The following is a 21,263-nucleotide window of genomic DNA, read 5'->3' as shown; positions in this document are numbered from 1 at the left end:
TCTAACCTTCTTGGTCAACTACTTCAATATAGGCTTGATCACGAATTTCTTGTTGCCAGTTTTCTAATTCTTCTTGGTACTTACGGCTAAAGAGTAACTGATAGGCGCGGTTTTCTTGGCTGCGCTTAGTAGCATCCTGTACGCGTCTATCTACTACTTCCATGATGTGCCAACCAAACTGAGTTTTAAATGGAGCACTTAGTTCGCCAACCGGTAGGGTGCGCGCTCGGTAAGCAAACTCTTCGGCATAAATACTTGGCTCACTCCAGTCTAGCTCGCCACCGTTAGCGGCAGAGCCTGGATCGGCAGAATGCTCACGAGCAAGGTCGGCAAATTCAGCCTCGCCAGCCAGAATTTGCTCTCGAAACTCAGCTAGCATTTCTTCAGTACGTCGCTCAGATAAGATAATCGATGGCTGAACTAAAATATGACGAACTTTTACTTCCTCAATTTCAACAGATTCAATACCGCGCACATCGGTTACTTTGAGGATATGAAAGCCAACACCACTACGCAACGGGCCCACCAATTCGCCTTTCTTTTTACCACGTACAACTTCAGCAAATAGCGTAGGCATAGCGTTGATGTTCATCCAGCCCAAGTCACCGCCTTCTAATGCCCGTGAACCTGATGACGAGGTGATAGCTGCTTGGGCAAAGTCCGCACCATCATTGAGTAACTTCAGCAGTTGCTCGGCGCGGTCGCGAGTTTCTTGAACTTCGTCAGCATTAGCACCATCGCGAATACCTACTAAGATGTGGCCTAAACGGTATTCCACTTCTTCTTCGCTGGCTTCAGTTAATAGATTAACCAAACCACTGATTTCTTGTGGTGAGATGTACACGCGACGTTGAACCGCAGCACGCTGTACTTCACCGGTGATGATTTCTTTACGAACACTTTCACGGTAATCATCCCAAGGAGTGCCGGATGCGGTGATCCGGCCACGCATCTCATCAACACTCATGCCTTCGTCACGGGCAATATTTTGGATAGTCTGTTGTAATTGCGTATCAGAAATAGTGATACCCATCCGGCTCGCCATTTGTAATTGCAACTGCTGCATCACCAGACGGTCGGTGGCTTGAACTCGCAAGACGCTGTCTTCTGGTAACTGCGCATCTCTGTTTGCAGCGTTATTTTTAACTTCGCGAAGGAGTTGTTGCACTTCGCTTTCTAATACGACGCCTTCGTTGACGATCACAGCAACACGGTCAAGTACCTGTTGTGCTACAGCCATGGATGTAACAGCTGTGAATGCTACTGCGACGACTAATTTAACCAGTTTACTCATGAATACTTACTACCTAGTTGCTTAAGTGGAATGGTTGACGATAACCAAACAAGCTCTGCTCGAGCAGATCCAGCAGACTTTGATTATCACTACCCAGCCCTTTTATTATGAATTGGAAACTCACGCCGGTATCAAATTCCGGTTCGCCAATTACCGGTTGCCCATTAAAAAATTCAAAACTGCGGTCGATGCGGCGATAGGCGCTAACACGCATGGCCCAACAGCAATCACTGTACTGTAACGCAATCAGCGCGTCGTTGGTACGGTTGTGATGCAAGTCGTAGTACCAATTTGAGGCTAACTGCCAACGCGGGCTCAGTTCAACCACACCTAACATACCAATTTGCTCGATGTTATCGTCAAGAATACTGGTGACGGTGCGATGACTTACTTGCATCAAGTTTTTCGAGTCTTTACGGTATTCTACCGAGGTCTGACTCTTACGAGTGCTATTCAGTTCCATGTCGTATTGAATTGCACTATCAACATACCAGCGATTGTTTAATCTAAAGCGAGTTTCTATGGCTAAATCTGAACGATCGGCGGCGATGGCGCCTTGTTGTTCGAGCAATTGGGTTTCGCTGTCCGAAAAATAGTAAATTTGCGCCAGGCTCAAGCGAGCAAGCTCACGCGCTTGGCTATCGAATAGGCTGGTAGAAGCACCCACGGCTACTTGGTTTGCATCGGCGATCCGGTCTAGTCCGGAAAAGCGCCGGGCTCTAAATAAGCCTTGGTAGTCGTCTTGCATCAGCGTCGAATCATAAATACCGATCCCCGCTTGGTCTCGATATGGGGTGTATAAGTATTGAATCTGCGGTTGCAAGGTTTGTTGATAACTGGCGCCGTTAATTTCTAGTTGGCGTTCAAAATTCAAACGTCCGCGCCAGCGGAAATTCATCATGCCACGGCTTGGGTTTTCTTGCAGGCCTCGATCGAGATCTTCATTCTGGTCATAATAAGTGTAAGCATAGCCAAGCTCTGCCAGCCAATCAAAACCCGGTTGCTCAAGTGAAAAACGAACTTGCGGCTCTAAATGCAGCCGAGTGGCGTAATCTGAACTGAGTTCCTGATTGCGAAAGTGGCTAAGCTCAGAGAAGACGTCAAAATCAAGACCAAAGGGGCCCGTGTAGGTGTAGTAACTGCTTATTTGCGGCAGAGTTCGATAGGGTGAACGAAAGTTACCTAGTAACTCAAAGTCTTCGCTGCGTAGCGTTACCTGCCATTGCTCCGATAGATAATCTACCTGCACATGCCGATACAATTGTGCATCGGCACGACCAGCAAAATCACTACCGAAGTCGTTGAGGTAATCATCGTCGCTGATAAAGGTACCATTGGCATAGGCACGCCAATTTTCACCCCAAGTATGTTCTTGTTCTACGCGCCATAAGAAACGCGAATTATCACCAGTGCGACTGCTATCATTCTCCAGCAAAGCTAGATTATATTGGCCGCGACTGCTTGCTGTAAGAAAGCGAAATTCGCCCTGCATTTGCAAGCCGCGTTCGGCCATGTAGCGCGGCGTGATGGTTGCATCCATATGCGGGGCGATATTGATGTAATAAGGTACTTCTAATTCAAAGCCATTCTTTTGCGACGAACGCACGGTTGGAAATAAAAAACCAGATTTACGTTCATCGGTAATCGGAAAGCTCATGTAAGGCATGTACACAACAGGCACGCCAAATAATTCAAATTTGGCATGCCAAGCTTCCCCAAAAGCTTCGTCTTCATTTAAAGAAATGGTCCGAGCGCTTAACTGCCAGGCCGGGTCCGTGGTTGGACAGGTGGTGAAAGTAGAGCCTTCTAATCGTACCGATTGTGGCGATAAGGATAAAATATCGGCTTTGCCACGCGCCCCAGATGCTACTAATTGATATTGAGCGCCGCTAATATAAGCTTGGTTTTCAGCTGAGTTTAGGCGAAAATTTTCTGATTCTACTTGCACGTAACCATTGGTGTAGCGCGTGCGGCCACTGGCGTTAATAGCACCACTTTGCTGATTGATTTGCGCTTGTTCGGTACGCAGTTGTTGGTTATCCAACTGTACTTCAACATCACCAAAGAATGAGGCAACCTCGGTGCGATAATCTAGATCAGAACGCTCTGAGCGTACGCCGATAGCGCCTTTGGGCAAGTTTGCAATCGGCTCTATGGGGGTTTGAAATAACTCGGTCGGCAACGGACAGACACCCATCGGCAAGGGTTGCTTGGGTTGCGCCGATTGCGCCCAAACTGGCGCAATGCTGCATAGGCCTATCGCCCAAACCCATGTCTGTAACAATTTACTCATGTAACTTTGATTCCGAGTTATCCTTCACAATGTGCAGGGTATGATAAAGCAATTTTTATTCGGCCGCCATTTGCTACACTTGATATTCTGTAAAAACCAATCAGTTGCCATGAGGTTCATGTGGAAAACCAACGAGAAATAGCACTGCAAGCTTGGTGTGAGTCTATCACCGGGCATGCGCAAAGACGGTTACAACCGGTATCAGGGGATGCCAGTTTTCGACGCTACTTTAGAACCAGTGATGGTCAGCGTAGCTTAATTGCGGTGGATGCACCGCCGCCGCAAGAATCATTGCAGCCATTTATGGCGATAGCAGCCAGTTATGCAGCCGCAGGTGTGACGGTACCCGAGGTGATTGCAGCAAATCAAGAGCAGGGTTTTATGTTGCTCTCGGATCTTGGTTCAACGTTACTGCTCTCGGAGTTAACAGAAACCAACATGAGCGAGTGGTATCAGCGGGCATTGCAGGATTTAATGGCCTTGATGCCAGTCACTAGCACTGAACTTGGGCCCTTGCCTTGTTACGATGAAGCGCTATTACGGCGCGAATTAGCGCTATTTCATGACTGGCTTGTGACTGAACACCTGCAACTAAAACTAAGCCGCGAAGAACAGCTTTTATGGCAAGAGTTTTGCGATACCTTGGTTACCAATGCGTTAGAGCAGCCACAAGTGGGTGTGCATCGCGATTTTCATGCCCGCAACATCATGGTACTTGGGCCACAACAACTGGCCTATATCGACTTTCAAGATGCGGTGGTGGGACCTATTACCTACGATGCTGTGAGCCTTTTGCGTGACTGCTATGTGCGCTGGCCGCTGGCGCAAGTGCGAGAATTGAGTCAGTACTTATACTTGCATTTGCAGCAACAAGGCCTTATTTCTCAACAAGTGTCGGCAGCACAATGGCAACGTTGGTTCGATTTGATGGGACTGCAGCGACATACCAAAGCCGCTGGGATATTTGCACGACTTTATCACCGTGATGGTAAAGCCGGGTATTTAGCTGATATTCCGCGTACCGTGGGTTATCTGCATGATATTGCAGGCTTGTATCCAGAGTTTAGCGAGTATCAACGCTGGTTGGCGCGTGCCATACAACCCGCGTTACAGGAGTTATCAGCTTGAAAGCAATGATTTTGGCTGCCGGTCGTGGTAAACGGATGCAGCCATTAACGGATACATTACCTAAACCGCTGTTAGCAGTACGAGGTAAACCGCTGATTCAGTACCACCTCGAGAAACTAGCAGCACTAGGAGTTGAACAGGTAGTGATTAACCATGCCTGGTTAGGGCATCTGTTACAACAGCAGTTGGGAGATGGCCGCCAGTTTGGTTTACGTCTTTCTTACTCGGCTGAGCCTCCGGGCGGTCTTGAAACCGCCGGAGGCATTATCAAAGCGCTGCCATGGTTAGGCGATGAACCTTTTTGGGTGATTAATGGCGATGTTTTTACGGACTTAGATTTTGGCAATTTACCGCGGCAGCTAGAGGCTGATGCGGACGCGCATTTATTGTTAGTAGCAAACCCCGCACATCATCCGCGAGGAGATTTTGCGCTCGCTCAGTCAGGCTTATTAAGCACTGACGCAAATGCATCAAATAGGTTAACCTACAGCGGTATGGGCTTGTTTCATCCGCGTTTGTTTGCAGCTTATCCTGCCGGTAGTGAGCAGGTGCTCGCACTACGCTCGTTGTTCGAACAAGCGATTCAGCGACAAGCCTTATATGGCAGTTGCATAGCGGCGGCATGGACCGATGTGGGTACCCCCGAACGTTTAGCACAATTACAGGAGCCAGTATGATTTGGGGTAAAGTTTTAGGTGGTTTTTTCGGCTTTTTGCTGTTGCGCTGGGTCGGTATTGTGATTGGTGTGATGGTCGGACACTGGTTTGATCAAGCATTACAAAAGAATATGAAGCAAGGGGGTAACCCAGCCAATCATCAGCAGTTTTTGGATACTTTGTTTGCGGTACTTGGGCATCTTGCAAAGTCGAAAGGCCGAGTTACTGAGCAAGATATTGGCTATATAAGCCAGTTGATGGCGCATTTACGCTTATCCGAAGATGCTAAAGTGCGTGCACAAGCTGCGTTTCGTGAAGGTAAACAAGCTGACTACCCGTTAAACGAGCGGGTGCAGCAGTTTAAGCAACAGTTTGCTTGGCGCCGAGATGTACTTCAGTTCTTTTTGGAACAAGTACTAACGGTAGCCTTGATTGACGGTCAGGTGGACCAAGCAGAGTATCAAGTACTACAGCGGATAACCCAAAATCTTGGCTTTCATAAAGCGCAACTTGATATGTTGTTGCAGATGGCGCAAGCCGGTCAACGCTTTCGTGGCGGGCGGCAAGGAGCAGCAGGCAACGCGCGCAGTAGTGCTAGCCAACTTGACGATGCCTATGCCGTACTGGGGGTGCCACGCAGCGCTAATGCCGCTGAAGTGAAAAAGGCTTATCGCAAACTCATGTCGAAACATCATCCAGACAAGCTGGCGGCGCAAGGGTTGCCACCAGAAATGCGAGAGTCAGCGCAGGCTAAAGCCCAAGAAATTCAAGCGGCTTATGAGCTGATTAAAAGTCAGCAGGGGCAGTAAAACTCAGCCATTGCTGACTACTTGGCTGAAAAAAGCCGAGCTGTTGTGCATGCAGGAATAAGCGTTCAGCAGCTGCGTAGGCCTGCTGATGAGCGTAGAATTTATCCCCCAGAATAGGGGTGCCCAAGGCCTGCATGTGCACCCTTAATTGATGTGACCGCCCAGTAAAAGGTTCCAACTCTACCCGGCTAATCAGCTGCTGTTGCTGCTGGCGCTGGGCCAGCACTCGGTAGAAAGTTAAGGCTGGTTTACCAAGGCTTAAATCAACCATTTGCCGGGGGCGATTGGGCCAGTCGCAACGCATCGCAAGATCGATAGCCCCGGCCATGGCTGGTAAGGCTCCCCAGACTTCGGCAAGGTAGCGTTTGTAGACTCGACGTTGTTCAAATTGACGCTGTAAATGAGCCTGGGCGGTTTTATGCAAAGCAAACACCAATAAGCCCGAAGTCGCCATATCCAACCTATGTACGACTCGAATATCGGGAAACACCCAAGCCAGCCGCGCCCAGCTTGAATCGCGATGAGCTGGATCTTTGCCTGGTACACTCAATAATCCACTTGGCTTGTTAATAACCACCACATCATCGTCTCGATAGACAATGTCTAGGAAAGGGTGCTGTGGCGGGTTATAGGAAAGCAAAGTCATGCTGGAATATTCACCATAACTCGCACTGCATCTAATTGTAATACAGGCTGTGTCAGTGCTTGCAGTAATTGCTCGCGACGTTCTCGCACTGCATTAATTTCTGAGTCACGTACCAGTGGGTTGTGTTGTTGCAACTGCTCTAAGCGGGCCAGCTGTTGCGCTAATTGCTGTTCGACAGCGGTTGCCGCGGTAGCAACAAAGCTAGATTGTGCTTGCTCGGCTGGTGACCAAGCTGTTTTGATTGCTTGCTGACAAGGGCCGCGCAATTGCTTCAACAGCCCTCGAGCTTGCTTCTTATCTAGCGGCAATAACTGTTTGTCTAGGCCTGCGGCGGCCACCTTAGCAGTCAAGTCGCGGCCTTGACTGTCTAAGAGCACGCGAATTCGCTGTTGCGGATAAAACTCATGGGCTTGTAGCGCTTTTGGGGCCATTAAGGTGCTGACAAACTGCAGTTCAATAAACCAAGTGCCGGCAGGTAAAGCACGGTTTTTGAGTTGTGCAACACAGGTACTGCCGTAACTATCGAAACTTAGCAACTCCAGTGCTTGTTGGACAAACGGGTGGTCCCAACTTAAGAACTCCACGTCTTCGTGCTGTAACGCATAACCGCGCGCAAAAGTAACGGTCACGCCCTCTTCTGGTAATCCCGCGATAGGCACACGCAGCTGTTCAGTGGGACGTAACCAACCGCTACTGTCGTTGAGCACATCATAGTCGATACCAAACCGGTCCCAGAATTGTTCCATGAAAGCCTGTAAGGCTTGATAGTCATCAGCAGCGCAAATGGCATCTAGCACGGGTTGTACTTGATGCGGTCGGCAGGCATTCAGTTCTTGCAGGCGATCGCGACCCGCTTGCACTTGTTCGCGCAAATCTGCCGCCATAGTTTCGGTGGCAATGATGAGTTCGTCTAATAGCTGATTATCCTCACCTTCTGCATCAGTCATAGTGCTAGCTGCTAGCACTTGGTCGTGTAGCTGGTCATAGATGGCAGCTCCGACCGCATTCGGTTGGTTAAAAGCATCCATGGCTTGATACCAAGCAAAGAGTGCGGCTTCGGCGCTATCGGCAACAATAGGCACATGAAGATGAATGGTATCTTGCTGGCCAATCCTATCCAAACGGCCAATTCGTTGCTCCAGCAGATCAGGATGGTTAGGTAAATCAAACAAAATCAAATGCTGAGCACATTGGAAATTTCGTCCTTCGCTACCGATTTCAGAGCATATTAATAAGGGGCAGCCTTCTTCAGGGCTCGCAAAATAGGCTGCGGCTCGATCGCGTTCTAGTAACGTGAGTTGTTCATGAAACACAGCTGCATGGATGCCAGTTTTTACTCGCAATTGTTCTTGTAATAACAAGACCTGATCTGTGTGACGACAAATAAGCACAAACTTTTGCTGTTTGTGCTGCTTCAGTAGCTCGATTAACCAGTCTAGCTTGTTCTGCTCGGGCGTGAGTCGTTGTGGGTGCAAGACGCGTTGCGGAAACTGTCCAACATGACTGCGGCTATTACGAAACATGACCCGGCCGGTACCGTAGTGATCTAATAATTGGTCGAGCTCGGCATCTTTGCCAGCGGCCGCGAGGGCAGCGGCTTGGGGGGCCAGTGTTTGGTAATGCTGCTGTTCTTGCTGAAAACTAGCGAAATCACTAAAACGATCCGGGTCAAGCAATTGTAACCGAGCAAAATGAGCTTCGGCTCCCGCTTGTTCAGGGGTGGCGGTTAGCAAAATGACCGAACCAATCGCTTCGCAAAGCTCGCTTAATTTGCTAAACGCAGGGGTAGCTGGGGTCAGTTGATGAGCCTCATCAACAAGCAGTAAATCCCAGTTTACCTCCAATAACTCTAAGCTCCAGAACTTATGGGTAAGTAGGGATTGCGGTACGATAACTAATTGCTCAGTGGCAAACACGCTATCGGCATCTAGCGCTGCCTGTTCACAGCGCTCTTGATCAAACAAGCTAAAACGCAAATTAAAGCGCCGTAACAGTTCGACAATCCACTGATGAGCTAAGCTATCAGGTACCACAATCAATACTCGTTCGCTGCGACCTGTCAGCAAACGGCGCTGTAAAATCAAGCCGGCTTCAATGGTTTTGCCAAGGCCCACTTCGTCAGCTAAGAGCACTCGTGGATTGAAGCGATCGGCAACAGTTGCCGCAATAAAAATCTGATGGGCAAGAACATTAGCGCGGGCCCCGAGTAACCCCGCAGCTGGATTTTGCTGCCATTGCTGTAAATACTGTTGTGCTTGGTGACGTAGCCGATACAAATCGAGCCGATCGACCTTACCAGCCAAGATCCGAGTTAAAGGATGATTGGCTGCCACTTGGGCTGCTAGGTGCACTTCGGCAATAACCACAGTGTCACCGTCATCTTCACGTTGCGCCTGATAGTTGATGACACCATCTTGCACAGTCACCTCGGTTACCCGAAAGTACCAACCATCGGCGTGTTGACCGCGTTCATCAACCAGCAAGTGGTAGCGCGCTAGTGGCGCATCGCGGCGGGCATAGTGGCGCATTTCGCCGGTGGCAGGAAACAGTACCGCGACGGTGCGGTCTTGCACTTGGGTGATCACTCCCAAGCCTTGTTCCATTTCGGTTTCACTTAACCAGCGTTGACCCATTGCAAAATCGGCGGTTGTCACATCAGTTACCACATCAGTTACCATAGTGTTGAAAGACCTTTACAGCATAGCGGAATATTGCCCGCATAAAAAAGGGCGCACATGGTAACTAAAATTATTTGAATGTTCACATGATTTTCATAAAAGATGCGCTAATCTTAGAAAAGCAAGCTCGTGGTGATAGTACTTACCTTGATAACATCAACGCAGAGGTGCGCATGACCGAAACCCCCGCTAAATATTACCTACTCGACACAAATATTCTGCTACATGAACCCCTTGCCTTTTTAAACTTTGAAGAGCATCACGTGATTATTCCGATGGTGGTGCTAGAAGAGCTCGATAACATCAAAGATCGTCATAAAGATGTCAGTCGTGAAGCGCGGTTAGCTATTCGGTCGTTAGAAGATGCGTTAAAAGCAGCTACGCCTGAACAGATCTTAGCTGGGGTGCCGTTAAATCGAATGCAAGGAGCTCATCATGCCCAAGGCACGTTAGCTATCTATCCGGATTACCAATTAAAGCAACAAGATGCGGTATTAAACCTAAAAGAGAACGACCACCGCATTATTCAGTCTGCATTAGCGTTGCAAGCGCTGCATCAGCACACCAAAGTAGTGCTCGTGACCAAAGATATCAACATGCGCTTAAAGGCTAAGGGAGCTGGAGTTAATTATGTCGAAGACTATCGTACCGACCAGTTGATTGATGATATTCGTTTCTTATCCAAAGGTTTTGTTGAAATAGACGGTGATTTTTGGCAATCCGTAGGCGATGTCACGAGCGTTCAGCAGGGGCGAGAAACATTCCATGAAATAGACCGCAAGGTATTGCCACATGTGTTTAGAAACCAATATTTAATTGATGATAGCGAGCATTTTGCCGCCAAGGTCGTAGCCTATGACGCGGACCGTGTACGGCTGCAAGATCTGGGTTTTGAACGCATGATGAGCTATCGCGCCTGGGGCATTCATCCTAAGAACATTTATCAAGCGATGGCTTTGAATGCACTGTTAGATCCTCATATTGATTTGGTGATTTTAACCGGGCCTGCCGGCAGTGGAAAGACCTTGTTGGCACTGGCCGCTGCGCTAGAACTCGTGGTTGAGCAGGGCACCTATGAGAAAATCATCGTGACCAGAAATACCCCAGAAATTGCTGAATCTATTGGTTATTTGCCGGGTACAGAAGAAGAGAAAATGGCCCCGTGGCTAGCAGCTATTACAGATTCGTTAGAGGTCTTGCACAAACATGATGAAAGCATGGAAGCCAGCATGAACTACATCATGAACAAAGCGAACATTCAGTTTAAATCTTTGAATTTTATGCGTGGTCGCAGTATTCAAAATGCAATTGTAATACTCGACGAATCGCAAAATCTAACAGCTTCACAATTAAAGACCTTGCTAACTAGGTGTGGTACGGGCACTAAAATTGTATGTACTGGTAATTTGGCGCAGATTGATAGTTATTATCTGACCGCAGTAACCTCGGGCTTAACCTATATTGTAGAGCGTTTTAAAGATTACCCGGGCAGCGCGACGATTAATTTAAATGGGGTTGTAAGAAGCTCCTTAGCACAATACGCAGAAGAAAATCTGTAATGGCAGGAATGTATCTTTCGCGACTAGGTTTAGCTTTGATGACTAAGATAGTCTTCTAAAATTAACTGGGCGGCGGCGCTGTCAATTTTATCTTTTTGTAGTTGCCGGTAGCCGCCACGCGCAAAGAGTTCTTCTTTGGCTGCGACCGTGGTTAGCCGTTCATCTTGCAGCTCCACCGGCAAGCCAAAGCGACCATGCAGGCGGTTAGCAAACTTACGAGCTAGATCCGTCAGCGGCTGTTCGCTGCCATCCATATTTAATGGCAGGCCAACCACTAGGAGTTTTGGCTGCCACGTTTGGATCAACTTGGCAACCAAATCCCAATTAGGTTGACCATCTTTGGCTTTTAAGGCTGCCAATGGTGAAGCCGTTCCTGTGATGGCTTGGCCAACTGCCACGCCAATGCTGTGGGTGCCAAAATCAAAACCAAGAACCTGGCTCATGCGTGGCCTACATCCGGACCTAATTGCCACAAATCGATGCCAAGTTTGGCCACCGCTTTTTGCCAACGCTCTTTGCTGGGAGTGTTGAACAAAATATCTGGGTCGGCAGGAATCGTTAACCAGCTATTACTGGCTAGTTCTTCTTCAAGCTGACCCGCATCCCAACCAGCATAGCCCAGTGTCATCAGGAACTTTTCAGGGGGGAAACCCTTTCCCATCGCCTCTAAAATATCCTTAGAGGTAGTAATACTTAGCTCGTCGCTGAGCTTAATTGAGCTACGCCAGTCATGATCTGGACTATGGAGCACAAAGCCGCGATCTTGGGCTAAGGGACCGCCAGAATATACTGGGCGTTGCAACGATGGGTTATTATCAGGCACCACGATTTCTAGTTTGGTGAGTAAATCTTCCACACTAAGTTCAACCGGCTGATTAATCACCAAACCCATAGCCCCGTCTTTATTGTGCTCGCAAATATAAGTCACTGAGCGGGCAAAGAAAGGGTCGTCCATGGTTGGCATGGCAATTAAAAAGTGATTCTGTAAACTCTCTAGTGTTTCCATTAACTCACTACTCCTCAACACAAACCTAGCTGGCGCTCAATAGCATCAAATACTTTGGCGGCGATGTTAATAGAATATGCGTCCTCAATTTCGCGCATACAAGTGGGGCTGGTGACATTTATTTCTGTAATACGGTCGCCAATCACATCTAGCCCAACCAGCAATAAGCCACGGCGTTTTAGTTCAGGCCCCACGGCTTTTGCTAGTTCCCAATCGGATTCACTCAAAGGTTGTGGTCGACCGCTACCTCCGGCGGCAAGATTACCACGAGTTTCGCCGGCTGATGGAATCCGAGCTAACGCGTATGGCATAGGCTCGCCATCAATGATAAGGATGCGCTTGTCGCCATCTTTAATAGCCGGTAAATAACGTTGCACCATGGCAAAGCGTTTGCCGTGGTCGGTGAGGGTTTCAATAATGACCCCAAGGTTATTACCGTCAGCACCGACTCGGAAAATAGAGGCTCCACCCATGCCGTCCAATGGTTTCAGGATGATATCTTGATGTTGCTGATGGAAGGCCCGAATCTGCTCCGCTCGCCGGGTGACTATCGTAGGAGGAGTTAACTCATTAAACCAAGCTGTGAATAGCTTTTCGTTACAATCGCGCAAGCTTTGTGGTTTGTTGGCAACCAATACGCCACGTCGCTCAGCCAGTTCTAGAATGTAAGTTGCGTACACATATTCGGTATCAAAGGGCGGATCTTTGCGCATCAAAATAATATCAAACTCAGCCAACGGCACCTCTTTAGCTGGTTCAAGATCGTAAAAATCTTCGGCTTGGTCGCGCACCGTCACTTGTCGAACAGTGGCCATGGGCTCGCCGGCCACAATCGATAGGTCACTCATTTCTAAATAAAAGCATTCATACTCACGAGCTTGAGCTTCCAGCAAGAGCCGAAAGCTGGTGTCTTTGTATGTTTTGACCTGGGCGATTGGATCCATAATCATGGCTAGTTTCATAAAACCTCCATTAACAGCAACACCGGCGTTAGGCCAGGTCACCAAATTGGTATTGAATAACGGTGATGGCAGCTAAGGCTGCGGTTTCAGTACGTAAAATTCGTGGTCCTAGTTTTACCGGTTGGAATGTATAAGCTTGTGCGACACCAACTTCCGTTTCCGTGAGCCCGCCTTCGGGACCTATCAGCAAACTCACATCAGTCGTTGCTGTCGGATTTAACTGCGCTAACGGAGTCGTAGCGTAGGGGTCTAAAGTTAACCTAAGGCCAGCGGTAAGTTGCTCACACCACTGCGCTAGTGACAGCGGTAAACACACCTCGGGTATGCTACTACGGCCACTTTGTTCGCAGGCAGCGATAACGATCTTTTGCCATTGCTGGCGCTTTTTTTCCAAACGCTCGCCACTGAGCTTAACACCGCAACGCTCGGTAAACAGTGGCGTGATTTTAGTCACTCCGAGTTCGACTGATTTTTGTAGCACAAAATCCATCCGGTCGCCGCGTGAAATACCTTGCCCCAGATGGATCGAAACCGCCGACTCGCTAGGATTAGGCTGCACCGCCTGGATTTCTGCCTGTACTTCTTTTTTGCTTACCAAAGTGAGAGCAGCCAGGTAGTTATTGCCATCGCCATTAAAGAGCTGCAACTGCTGGCCTACGGTCATGCGCAGGACTTTACCTACATGATGAGCCGCATCTTCTGCTAAGGTAATAGCGTTGCCAACCGTCCAAGGCTGCTCGCTAGAAGTATAAATTCGCGGAATGCGCATAGGTCGCTGGTATCCTAAACTATCAAAATAAAATCATCTGGCGGTTATCTTAGCACTGCAAAAGCACCATTGGCAGCGGGAAAATATTTGATTTTGTTGGCTGCGCAGTCGATCATGAAGTACGTGTGATTATTGGAGAGTTATCTATGTTGTTTAGTAAGCAATGGTTTTTGTTCATAGCTATGGCTATTGTCGGGCTATTTTCAAGCACTGCAGCAGCCGAAGATGCGCACAGTTATGCGCGTTTAGATGAAGTATCGACCCCACATTTAGAACTTGATTTAGCGATAGATTTTGATCGTAAACAGCTACGTGGTTTTGCTGAGTATACTCTGCAACGTCATAGTAACAGTAACTTGCTGTATTTAGATTCGAGCCAGCTCACTATCGACAAAGCAGAAATTTGGCAACATGATCAGTGGCAGCCAACCAAGTTTAGTTTGGGCGACGTTCATCCAAGCCTAGGACAAGAATTGATCGTTGATATCGGTAGCACTGCCACCAAGGTTAGAATTCACTATCACACCGCAACCACTGCCAGTGGTCTACAGTGGCTCACGCCAGCACAAACGGCTGGGAAAAAACATCCGTTTATGTTTAGCCAATCTCAGCCGATTCACTCACGTAGCTGGATTCCTATTCAAGATACTCCAGCGCTGCGACTCACCTACAATGCCCGCTTAACTACGCCAGCAGGTTTGCTAGCAGTAATGAGTGCAGACAATAGTTTGAGTGATAATCGCGACGGTGAGTACTTTTTTAGTATGCCGCAAGCTATTCCGCCTTATTTGATTGCGATTGCTGCCGGTGATCTTGCTATTCAAGCCATTAGCGACAAAGTCGCGGTGTTTGCAGAGCAATACATTGTCGACCAAGCTGCATGGGAATTTGCTGACACCCCTGCCATGATTGAAGCTACTGAAGCCATGTACGGTCCGTACCGCTGGGATCGCTATGATTTATTGATTCTACCGCCAAGTTTTCCCTTCGGCGGGATGGAAAACCCACGCTTATCTTTCATAACACCTACGGTAGTTTCTGGCGATCGTAGCCTCATCAACCTGATTGCGCACGAATTGGCCCATTCTTGGTCAGGTAATTTAGTGACGAACGCTAGCTGGCGCGACTTATGGATTAACGAAGGTTTTACCAGCTACGTTGAAAACCGCATTATGGAAGCTTTATTCGGCACTGAGCGAGCAGTGATGGAACAGGCTTTAGGATATCAAGACTTGTTGGCAAACTTAGAACTGCTGGAGCCGAATGACACTATTCTTAATATCGATTTAGGTACTCGCCATCCAGATGATGTGTTCTCGCAGGTACCCTATGTGAAAGGCCAGTTGTTTTTGATGTATTTAGAAGAACAGTTCGGCCGCGAAACCTTTGATAAGTTTTTACGCCAGTATTTTGATGACTTTGCCTTTCAGAGTATTTCTACGGCGCAATTTAAGGCTTATCTACAACGTGAGCTGCTGGCAAAGCATCCGCAAGTGGTAAGCATGGATAAAATTAATGAATGGATTCATCAGCCAGGGTTACCGGAGGATGCACCTAAACCGCAGTCAGATGCCTTTGCGAAAGTTGAGCAGCAAATGAATCGTTGGCTCAAAGGTGGCGCATTACAAACCGACAGCTGGACCACGCATGAGTGGTTACATTTTATCAATAACCTACCGCTCGATATTTCTGCTGACAATATGGCGCGCTTGGATCGTGAGTTTAATTTAACCAGTATTCAAAATAGTGAAATTGCTCATGCTTGGTTAAAGCTCTCCATCATTAAAAAATATGAACCAGCTCGCGATAGATTGCGTAGTTACTTGCTAACTATTGGGCGCAACAAATTAGTCAGCCCGCTTTACCGTGAGTTAGCCAAAACACCGGATAACTTAAAGTGGGCTAGAGCTGTGTACGAGCAAGCTAAACCGGGTTATCACCCGCTGACGCAAACCGTTAACGAAGCCTTGCTTTACAACAAAGATTAGGAGTTATTCATGCCAAAAGCTATTGGATACGCGGCAAAAGCTGCCGATCAAGCCTTAGAATATTTTGAATTTGAACGTCGTGATCCAACCGCAAATGATGTTGAAATTGACATCTTATATTGTGGAGTTTGTCACTCAGATTTACACCAAGCCCGCAATGAGTGGGGTGGGACAGTATTTCCGTGTGTACCGGGACACGAAATTGTCGGTAAAGTAACACGGGTGGGTAACCAAGTTAGTAAATTTAAAGTGGGCGATACCGTAGGTGTCGGCTGCATGGTCGATTCTTGCCGAAGTTGTGCCAATTGCGATGCGGGTTACGAGCAGTATTGCGATAACGGGTTTGTAGGTACTTACAATGGTGCAGACAAACATTCCGGTGGGCAAACTTTTGGTGGTTATTCAAATCGCATCACAGTCACCGAGAAGTTTGTGCTTAAAGTAGCTGACCATCTTGATTTAGCCGGAGTTGCACCCTTATTGTGCGCAGGTATCACAACTTACTCACCTTTGCGCCACTGGGGCGTAACTGAAGGCCATCGGGTTGGCGTAGTGGGCTTAGGTGGCTTAGGCCATATGGCAGTTAAAATTGCCAAAGCCATGGGTGCTGAAGTGGTGTTGTTTACCACGTCGCCAAGCAAGATTGATGATGGCAAGCGCCTCGGTGCCGATCATGTGGTGATTTCCAAGGATGCAGAGCAAATGCAGGCTTGGACCAATCAACTTGATTTTATCCTTAACACAGTAGCGGCCCCCCATGACTTAGACGCGTATCTAAGTTTGTTACGGTTAAATGGCACCATGACTTTAGTTGGGGTTCCAGCTGAAGCGCACCCGTCACCAGCCGTTTACAATTTAATTGCGAAACGTCGTAGCTTAGCCGGTTCGTTAATTGGCGGCATCGCGGAAACTCAAGAGATGCTGGATTTTTGTGCCGAACACAACATCATTTCTGATATTGAAATGATTGATATTGATAACATCAACGAAGCTTATGAACGGATGTTGAAAAGCGACGTGAAGTATCGTTTTGTTATCGACATGGCAAGTTTGAAACAGAAATAAAGACTTTTAGACGTCTAAATGTGGAAAAGTGGGCGAAGCTTAGGTAAACTACGCCCACTTTTTTGTTCAGTTTTGTATATCGTCCACTTATAGAGAAACGCAGCAATGGCACAGCACTTATTTACATCAGAATCAGTTTCTGAAGGTCATCCAGATAAAATCGCAGATCAAATTTCAGATGCGGTATTAGACGCGATTTTAACGCAAGATCCGCGTGCACGCGTGGCCTGCGAAACCTTCGTTAAAACCGGTATGGTGTTAGTGGGTGGTGAAATTACGACCAGTGCCTGGGTGGATATTGAAGAAATTACTCGTAATACCGTACGTGAGATTGGCTATGTCCATTCAGATATGGGGTTTGATGGCTCATCTTGTGCTGTATTAAATGCCATTGGTAAACAGTCACCTGATATCAATCAAGGTGTTGACCGTGCGAGCCCAGAAGAGCAGGGCGCTGGTGACCAAGGTTTAATGTTTGGTTATGCATCCAACGAGACGGATGTGTTGATGCCAGCTCCTATTACCTACGCACACCGATTGGTTCAACGCCAAGCAGAAGTTCGCAAAAGTGGTGAGCTTAGCTGGCTACGTCCGGATGCCAAAAGCCAGTTAACCTTTATTTACGAAGACGGCCGCCCAGTAGGTATCGATACCGTGGTGTTGTCTACTCAGCATGACGAACAAATCAGTCAAGCTGAGTTACGCGACGCTGTGATTGAAACTATCATTAAACCGGTGTTGCCAGCAGAATGGTTCCCAGCCAGCCAAGAGCGGATTTTTATCAACCCCACGGGTAAATTTGTGATTGGTGGCCCGATGGGTGATTGTGGCCTTACAGGACGCAAGATTATTGTTGATACCTACGGTGGTATGGCACGCCATGGAGGTGGTGCGTTCTCGGGTAAAGATCCTTCTAAAGTGGATCGTAGTGCCGCTTACGCCGCTCGTTACGTGGCGAAAAATATTGTCGCAGCAGGCTTGGCTGAGCGTTGCGAAATCCAGATTTCTTATGCTATCGGTGTGGCTGAACCAACCTCTATTAGTTTGGAAACCTTTGGTACCAGTCCTTACAGCGAAGAGAAACTGATTGCCTTAGTGCGTAAGCATTTTGATTTACGTCCGTATGGGTTGATTCAGATGTTAGATTTAGAGCGTCCGATTTACCAAGCTACCGCTGCGTATGGACATTTTGGCCGCGCGGAGTTCCCGTGGGAGAAAACCGACCGCGCTGAAGCCTTACGCGCTGATATCTAATTTGCTTACAAGCCCCGAATTGTGGACAATACGCGCACCTTTTGTGCAAATATTCTTACCAGCTAATTCGGGGTTTTGTTATGACTACAGCAGTATCTGAGCGTAAGCACCTTGCCAATGCTATCCGTGCCCTTAGTATGGATGCGGTACAGCAAGCAAATTCAGGCCATCCTGGCGCACCTATGGGCATGGCCGATATTGCTGAAGTTCTATGGCGCGACTTCCTTAAACATAATCCAGCCAACCCCAATTGGGCCGACCGTGACCGCTTTGTGCTGTCTAACGGCCATGGCTCGATGCTGATCTACTCGTTGTTACACCTAAGTGGCTACGATCTCAGCATTGACGATCTTAAGCAGTTCCGTCAGTTACATTCAAAAACGCCGGGCCATCCTGAGTACGGTTATGCCCCTGGAGTTGAGACCACAACAGGGCCGCTGGGACAAGGGATTACCAACGCGGTAGGTATGGCTTTAGCTGAAAAAGTTTTAGCGGCACAATTCAATCGTCCACAGCACCACATTGTCGACCACTATACCTATACCTTTTTAGGTGACGGTTGTTTAATGGAAGGTATCTCACACGAAGCCTGCTCGTTAGCTGGTACTCTCGGCCTGGGTAAGTTGATTGCTTTTTATGATGATAATGGCATTTCTATTGATGGCGAAGTTGAAGGCTGGTTTACGGATAATACTGAGCAACGTTTTCATGCGTACAACTGGCACGTGATTGCCGATGTTGATGGTCACGATGCCGAAGCTATCAAAGCGGCTATTCATGCTGCCCAAGCGGTAACAGATAAACCTACGCTAATTATTTGCAAAACCATTATTGGTTTTGGTGCGCCCAACAAACAAGGCACAGAAAGCTGCCACGGCGCGCCATTAGGTGCCGATGAAATTACTGCGGCACGGGAGCAATTGGGTTGGTCGTACGGGCCGTTTGAAATTCCCGCCGATGTGTATGCTGCATGGTCTGCTAAAGCATCAGGTGCGGCCGCCGAACAACAATGGCAACAAGCCTTTGCTGCGTATGCACAAGCCTACCCTGAGCTGGCAGCAGAACTAGAACGTCGTTTAGCGGGCGAGTTACCGGCCGATTTTGCCACCCAAGCGGATGCCTATATTGCTAGTTTACAAGCGGAGCCAGCAGCTATCGCTAGTCGTAAAGCTTCGCAGAATGCATTGAATGCCTATGGCCCTATGCTGCCAGAATTGCTTGGTGGTTCAGCAGATTTAGCTGGGTCAAACCTGACGCTTTGGAGCGGCGCTAAAGGTGTGAGCGCTGATGATGCCGCGGGTAACTATGTCTATTACGGAGTGCGTGAGTTTGGCATGTCGGCAATCATGAATGGGATTGCGTTACATGGTGGTTTTGTACCTTATGGCGCTACCTTCTTGATGTTTATGGAATATGCACGTAATGCGGTGCGTATGGCTGCGCTAATGAAGCAACGCAGTATTTTTGTTTACACTCACGATTCAATTGGTTTAGGCGAAGATGGCCCAACGCACCAACCGGTAGAGCAAACAGCAAGTTTGCGCATGACCCCAAACATGAGTACCTGGCGCCCGTGTGACCAAGTTGAGTCTGCGGTTGCTTGGAAAGCGGCTTTATTGCGTACCGATGGCCCTAGCGCTTTGATTTTTAGTCGTCAAAATTTAGCTCAGCAAATTCGTACCGAGGAGCAGGTTGCGGCGATCGAGAAAGGCGGTTATATCCTCCTTGATAGCGCTGGTCCGGCTGATTTGATTTTGCTGGCAACGGGCTCAGAAGTTGAACTAGCGATGCAAGCAGCACAGCAGTTACAACAGCAAGGAACACAGGTACGCGTAGTATCTATGCCTTGTACCGACCTGTTTGACGCACAAAGTGCCGACTACAAAGAGTCGGTGTTACCTGCTCGGGTAACCCGTAGAATTGCTATTGAGGCAGGTATTGCTGATTACTGGTACAAGTACGTAGGACTGCAAGGCCGCGTGGTTGGCATGACCAGCTTTGGCGAATCTGCTCCAGCCGGTGATTTGTTTAAGTTCTTCGGTTTCACGGTAGAGAATATTGTGAACCAAGCACAAGAGCTATTATCAGCATGAGCCAACCCCTAACCGAGCTGTTGAGCGCATCGGCAAGCCAGCCTAAACGCATTGCTATCAATGGGTTTGGGCGTATTGGCCGCAGCGTGTTGCGAGCTTTGTACGAACGCGGCTATCGTGACCAACTGCAGGTGGTTGCCATCAATGAATTAGCACCAGTTGCCAGTATGGCTCATTTACTCAAATATGATACCAGCCATGGCAGGTTCAGCGAGCAGGTTAGTGTTGCAGAAGATCAAAGTTTGCAGGTGGCCAAGGATCGAATTGTGGTTTCTTCTGCAGCTCAGTTAGAACAGCTCGATTGGCAAGCGCTGCAGTTAGATGCCGTGCTTGATTGTACCGGCGTATTTGGTACTCGAGACGATGGTGCTGCGTATCAACAGCAAGGCATTCCGCGGGTACTGTTTTCACAGCCTGGTGCTGCAGATCTCGATTTTACTGCTATTTATGGCGTGAATCATCAAGCCATCAAGGCTGACCATCAGTGGGTCTCGAACGGTTCTTGTACGACCAATTGTATTGTGCCGGTCATTGCTGTTTTAGATCAGGCCTTTGGTATCGACAGTGGTGCTATTACCACCATTCACGCAGCTATGCATGATCAGCAAGTGATTGATGCTTACCATACTGATCCACGTTTAGCTCGGGCTGCTGGGCGCTCGATTATTCCAGTGGATACTCGATTAGCACGCGGCATTGAACGGATCTTGCCGAAATTTGCCGGACGGTTTGAGGCTATTCAGGTACGGGTGCCAACCACTAACGTAACAGCTATGGATTTGAGTGTAACTGTGCATGCTGAGGTGAGTATAGAGCAGGTTAATCAAGTATTAGCAGAGGCCGCACAGGGCGCTTATGCTAACGTGCTAGGTTACACCGATGAGCCGCTGGTATCGATCGATTTTAATCACGACCCGCGCTCAAGCATTGTTGATGGCACCCAAACTCGGGTCGCCGATAAACGTTTGATTAAAGTGTTGTGCTGGTGCGACAACGAGTGGGGCTTTGCCAACCGCATGTTAGATACAGTGCAAGTGATGTTAGCAACAGATTCAAAATAATT

Annotated in this window: 17 protein-coding genes; 9 read left to right on the top strand and 8 right to left on the bottom strand. The window is 48.2% G+C overall.

What is annotated here, in order from left to right:
- Nucleotide 1: 1 nt before the first annotated feature.
- Both surA and AB8S08_RS10240 read right to left on the bottom strand, forming a co-directional pair.
- Nucleotides 2-1,294 (bottom strand): peptidylprolyl isomerase SurA, encoded by a 1,293-nt coding sequence (surA, locus tag AB8S08_RS10245; protein WP_369742676.1) that lies wholly within the window; start codon nucleotides 1,292-1,294, stop codon nucleotides 2-4.
- A 13-nt stretch (nucleotides 1,295-1,307) separates the two neighbouring features.
- On the bottom strand, nucleotides 1,308-3,587 hold the full coding sequence (locus AB8S08_RS10240) for an LPS-assembly protein LptD (protein ID WP_369742675.1): 2,280 nt from the start codon (nucleotides 3,585-3,587) through the stop codon (nucleotides 1,308-1,310).
- A 120-nt stretch (nucleotides 3,588-3,707) separates the two neighbouring features.
- Between AB8S08_RS10240 and AB8S08_RS10235 the strand changes: the two genes are divergently transcribed.
- From AB8S08_RS10235 to djlA, 3 genes are read left to right on the top strand one after another with little or no spacing between them, the layout of a single operon-like run.
- Nucleotides 3,708-4,715, top strand: coding sequence for an aminoglycoside phosphotransferase family protein (locus AB8S08_RS10235; RefSeq protein WP_369742674.1), 1,008 nt, complete (start codon nucleotides 3,708-3,710; stop codon nucleotides 4,713-4,715).
- Between the two features lie 5 nt (nucleotides 4,716-4,720).
- The gene (gene murU, locus AB8S08_RS10230) at nucleotides 4,721-5,392 is read left to right on the top strand and encodes an N-acetylmuramate alpha-1-phosphate uridylyltransferase MurU (RefSeq protein ID WP_369744199.1); all 672 of its coding nucleotides are present in this window, start codon (nucleotides 4,721-4,723) and stop codon (nucleotides 5,390-5,392) included.
- Nucleotides 5,389-6,180 (top strand): co-chaperone DjlA, encoded by a 792-nt coding sequence (gene djlA / locus AB8S08_RS10225; RefSeq protein ID WP_110075867.1) that lies wholly within the window; start codon nucleotides 5,389-5,391, stop codon nucleotides 6,178-6,180. The genes murU and djlA overlap by 4 nt, the downstream gene beginning before the upstream one ends.
- Here the strand turns inward: djlA and AB8S08_RS10220 are convergent.
- Both AB8S08_RS10220 and AB8S08_RS10215 read right to left on the bottom strand, forming a co-directional pair.
- Nucleotides 6,158-6,826 carry a pseudouridine synthase gene (locus tag AB8S08_RS10220; RefSeq protein WP_369742673.1) on the bottom strand — a complete coding sequence of 223 codons (669 nt, stop codon included), beginning with the start codon at nucleotides 6,824-6,826 and terminating at the stop codon, nucleotides 6,158-6,160. The two genes, djlA and AB8S08_RS10220, sit on opposite strands and share 23 nt — an antisense overlap.
- Nucleotides 6,823-9,504, bottom strand: coding sequence for an SNF2-related protein (locus tag AB8S08_RS10215; protein WP_369742672.1), 2,682 nt, complete (start codon nucleotides 9,502-9,504; stop codon nucleotides 6,823-6,825). The genes AB8S08_RS10220 and AB8S08_RS10215 overlap by 4 nt, the downstream gene beginning before the upstream one ends.
- A gap of 173 nt (nucleotides 9,505-9,677) precedes the next feature.
- Between AB8S08_RS10215 and AB8S08_RS10210 the strand changes: the two genes are divergently transcribed.
- Nucleotides 9,678-11,063 (top strand): PhoH family protein, encoded by a 1,386-nt coding sequence (locus AB8S08_RS10210; protein ID WP_369744198.1) that lies wholly within the window; start codon nucleotides 9,678-9,680, stop codon nucleotides 11,061-11,063.
- 29 nt (nucleotides 11,064-11,092) lie between these two features.
- Here the strand turns inward: AB8S08_RS10210 and ruvX are convergent, their stop codons facing one another.
- From ruvX to AB8S08_RS10190, 4 genes are read right to left on the bottom strand one after another with little or no spacing between them, the layout of a single operon-like run.
- Nucleotides 11,093-11,506: a Holliday junction resolvase RuvX gene (gene ruvX / locus AB8S08_RS10205; RefSeq protein WP_153826783.1), complete on the bottom strand. Its 414-nt coding sequence runs from the start codon at nucleotides 11,504-11,506 to the stop codon at nucleotides 11,093-11,095.
- Complete coding sequence (locus AB8S08_RS10200) at nucleotides 11,503-12,069, bottom strand: YqgE/AlgH family protein (protein ID WP_369742671.1); 567 nt, start codon at nucleotides 12,067-12,069, stop codon at nucleotides 11,503-11,505. Before AB8S08_RS10200 ends, ruvX begins: the two co-directional genes overlap by 4 nt.
- Nucleotides 12,070-12,083: 14 nt before the next feature.
- On the bottom strand, nucleotides 12,084-13,031 hold the full coding sequence (gene gshB / locus AB8S08_RS10195; RefSeq protein WP_153826782.1) for a glutathione synthase: 948 nt from the start codon (nucleotides 13,029-13,031) through the stop codon (nucleotides 12,084-12,086).
- 28 nt (nucleotides 13,032-13,059) lie between these two features.
- Nucleotides 13,060-13,800 (bottom strand): 16S rRNA (uracil(1498)-N(3))-methyltransferase, encoded by a 741-nt coding sequence (locus AB8S08_RS10190; protein ID WP_153826781.1) that lies wholly within the window; start codon nucleotides 13,798-13,800, stop codon nucleotides 13,060-13,062.
- Nucleotides 13,801-13,946: 146 nt separating this feature from the next.
- On the opposite strand from AB8S08_RS10190, the gene AB8S08_RS10185 reads away from it, so the two are divergent.
- From AB8S08_RS10185 to epd, 5 genes are all read left to right on the top strand, one after another.
- The gene (locus AB8S08_RS10185; RefSeq protein WP_369742670.1) at nucleotides 13,947-15,788 is read left to right on the top strand and encodes a M1 family metallopeptidase; all 1,842 of its coding nucleotides are present in this window, start codon (nucleotides 13,947-13,949) and stop codon (nucleotides 15,786-15,788) included.
- A gap of 9 nt (nucleotides 15,789-15,797) precedes the next feature.
- Nucleotides 15,798-16,853 carry an NAD(P)-dependent alcohol dehydrogenase gene (locus AB8S08_RS10180; RefSeq protein ID WP_369742669.1) on the top strand — a complete coding sequence of 352 codons (1,056 nt, stop codon included), beginning with the start codon at nucleotides 15,798-15,800 and terminating at the stop codon, nucleotides 16,851-16,853.
- Between the two features lie 105 nt (nucleotides 16,854-16,958).
- The gene (gene metK / locus AB8S08_RS10175) at nucleotides 16,959-18,107 is read left to right on the top strand and encodes a methionine adenosyltransferase (RefSeq protein ID WP_369742668.1); all 1,149 of its coding nucleotides are present in this window, start codon (nucleotides 16,959-16,961) and stop codon (nucleotides 18,105-18,107) included.
- A gap of 80 nt (nucleotides 18,108-18,187) precedes the next feature.
- Nucleotides 18,188-20,200, top strand: a complete 2,013-nt coding sequence (gene tkt, locus AB8S08_RS10170; RefSeq protein ID WP_369742667.1) for a transketolase — start codon at nucleotides 18,188-18,190, stop codon at nucleotides 20,198-20,200.
- Nucleotides 20,197-21,261, top strand: a complete 1,065-nt coding sequence (epd, locus tag AB8S08_RS10165; RefSeq protein WP_369742666.1) for an erythrose-4-phosphate dehydrogenase — start codon at nucleotides 20,197-20,199, stop codon at nucleotides 21,259-21,261. Before tkt ends, epd begins: the two co-directional genes overlap by 4 nt.
- Nucleotides 21,262-21,263 lie beyond the last annotated feature (2 nt).

It is taken from the genome of Pseudidiomarina sp. PP-1MA, assembly GCF_041200125.1.
Classification (GTDB): Bacteria; Pseudomonadota; Gammaproteobacteria; order Enterobacterales; family Alteromonadaceae; genus Pseudidiomarina; species Pseudidiomarina fusca.
The sequence above is the reverse complement of the archived record's forward strand: the minus strand, read 5'-3'. Positions and strand labels throughout refer to the sequence as shown.

Bases quoted from the DNA above. Each gene is read 5' to 3' on its own strand.
- AB8S08_RS10180 (WP_369742669.1), top strand. From the start codon at position 15,798: ATGCCAAAAGCTATTGGATACGCGGCAAAAGCTGCCGATCAAGCCTTA.
- epd (WP_369742666.1), top strand. From the start codon at position 20,197: ATGAGCCAACCCCTAACCGAGCTGTTGAGCGCATCGGCAAGCCAGCCT.
- AB8S08_RS10240 (WP_369742675.1), bottom strand. From the start codon at position 3,587: ATGAGTAAATTGTTACAGACATGGGTTTGGGCGATAGGCCTATGCAGC.
- gshB (WP_153826782.1), bottom strand. From the start codon at position 13,031: ATGAAACTAGCCATGATTATGGATCCAATCGCCCAGGTCAAAACATAC.
- murU (WP_369744199.1), top strand. From the start codon at position 4,721: ATGATTTTGGCTGCCGGTCGTGGTAAACGGATGCAGCCATTAACGGAT.
- AB8S08_RS10215 (WP_369742672.1), bottom strand. From the start codon at position 9,504: ATGGTAACTGATGTGGTAACTGATGTGACAACCGCCGATTTTGCAATG.
- AB8S08_RS10185 (WP_369742670.1), top strand. From the start codon at position 13,947: ATGTTGTTTAGTAAGCAATGGTTTTTGTTCATAGCTATGGCTATTGTC.
- ruvX (WP_153826783.1), bottom strand. From the start codon at position 11,506: ATGAGCCAGGTTCTTGGTTTTGATTTTGGCACCCACAGCATTGGCGTG.
- metK (WP_369742668.1), top strand. From the start codon at position 16,959: ATGGCACAGCACTTATTTACATCAGAATCAGTTTCTGAAGGTCATCCA.
- surA (WP_369742676.1), bottom strand. From the start codon at position 1,294: ATGAGTAAACTGGTTAAATTAGTCGTCGCAGTAGCATTCACAGCTGTT.
- AB8S08_RS10210 (WP_369744198.1), top strand. From the start codon at position 9,678: ATGACCGAAACCCCCGCTAAATATTACCTACTCGACACAAATATTCTG.
- tkt (WP_369742667.1), top strand. From the start codon at position 18,188: ATGACTACAGCAGTATCTGAGCGTAAGCACCTTGCCAATGCTATCCGT.
- AB8S08_RS10190 (WP_153826781.1), bottom strand. From the start codon at position 13,800: ATGCGCATTCCGCGAATTTATACTTCTAGCGAGCAGCCTTGGACGGTT.
- AB8S08_RS10220 (WP_369742673.1), bottom strand. From the start codon at position 6,826: ATGACTTTGCTTTCCTATAACCCGCCACAGCACCCTTTCCTAGACATT.
- djlA (WP_110075867.1), top strand. From the start codon at position 5,389: ATGATTTGGGGTAAAGTTTTAGGTGGTTTTTTCGGCTTTTTGCTGTTG.
- AB8S08_RS10200 (WP_369742671.1), bottom strand. From the start codon at position 12,069: ATGGAAACACTAGAGAGTTTACAGAATCACTTTTTAATTGCCATGCCA.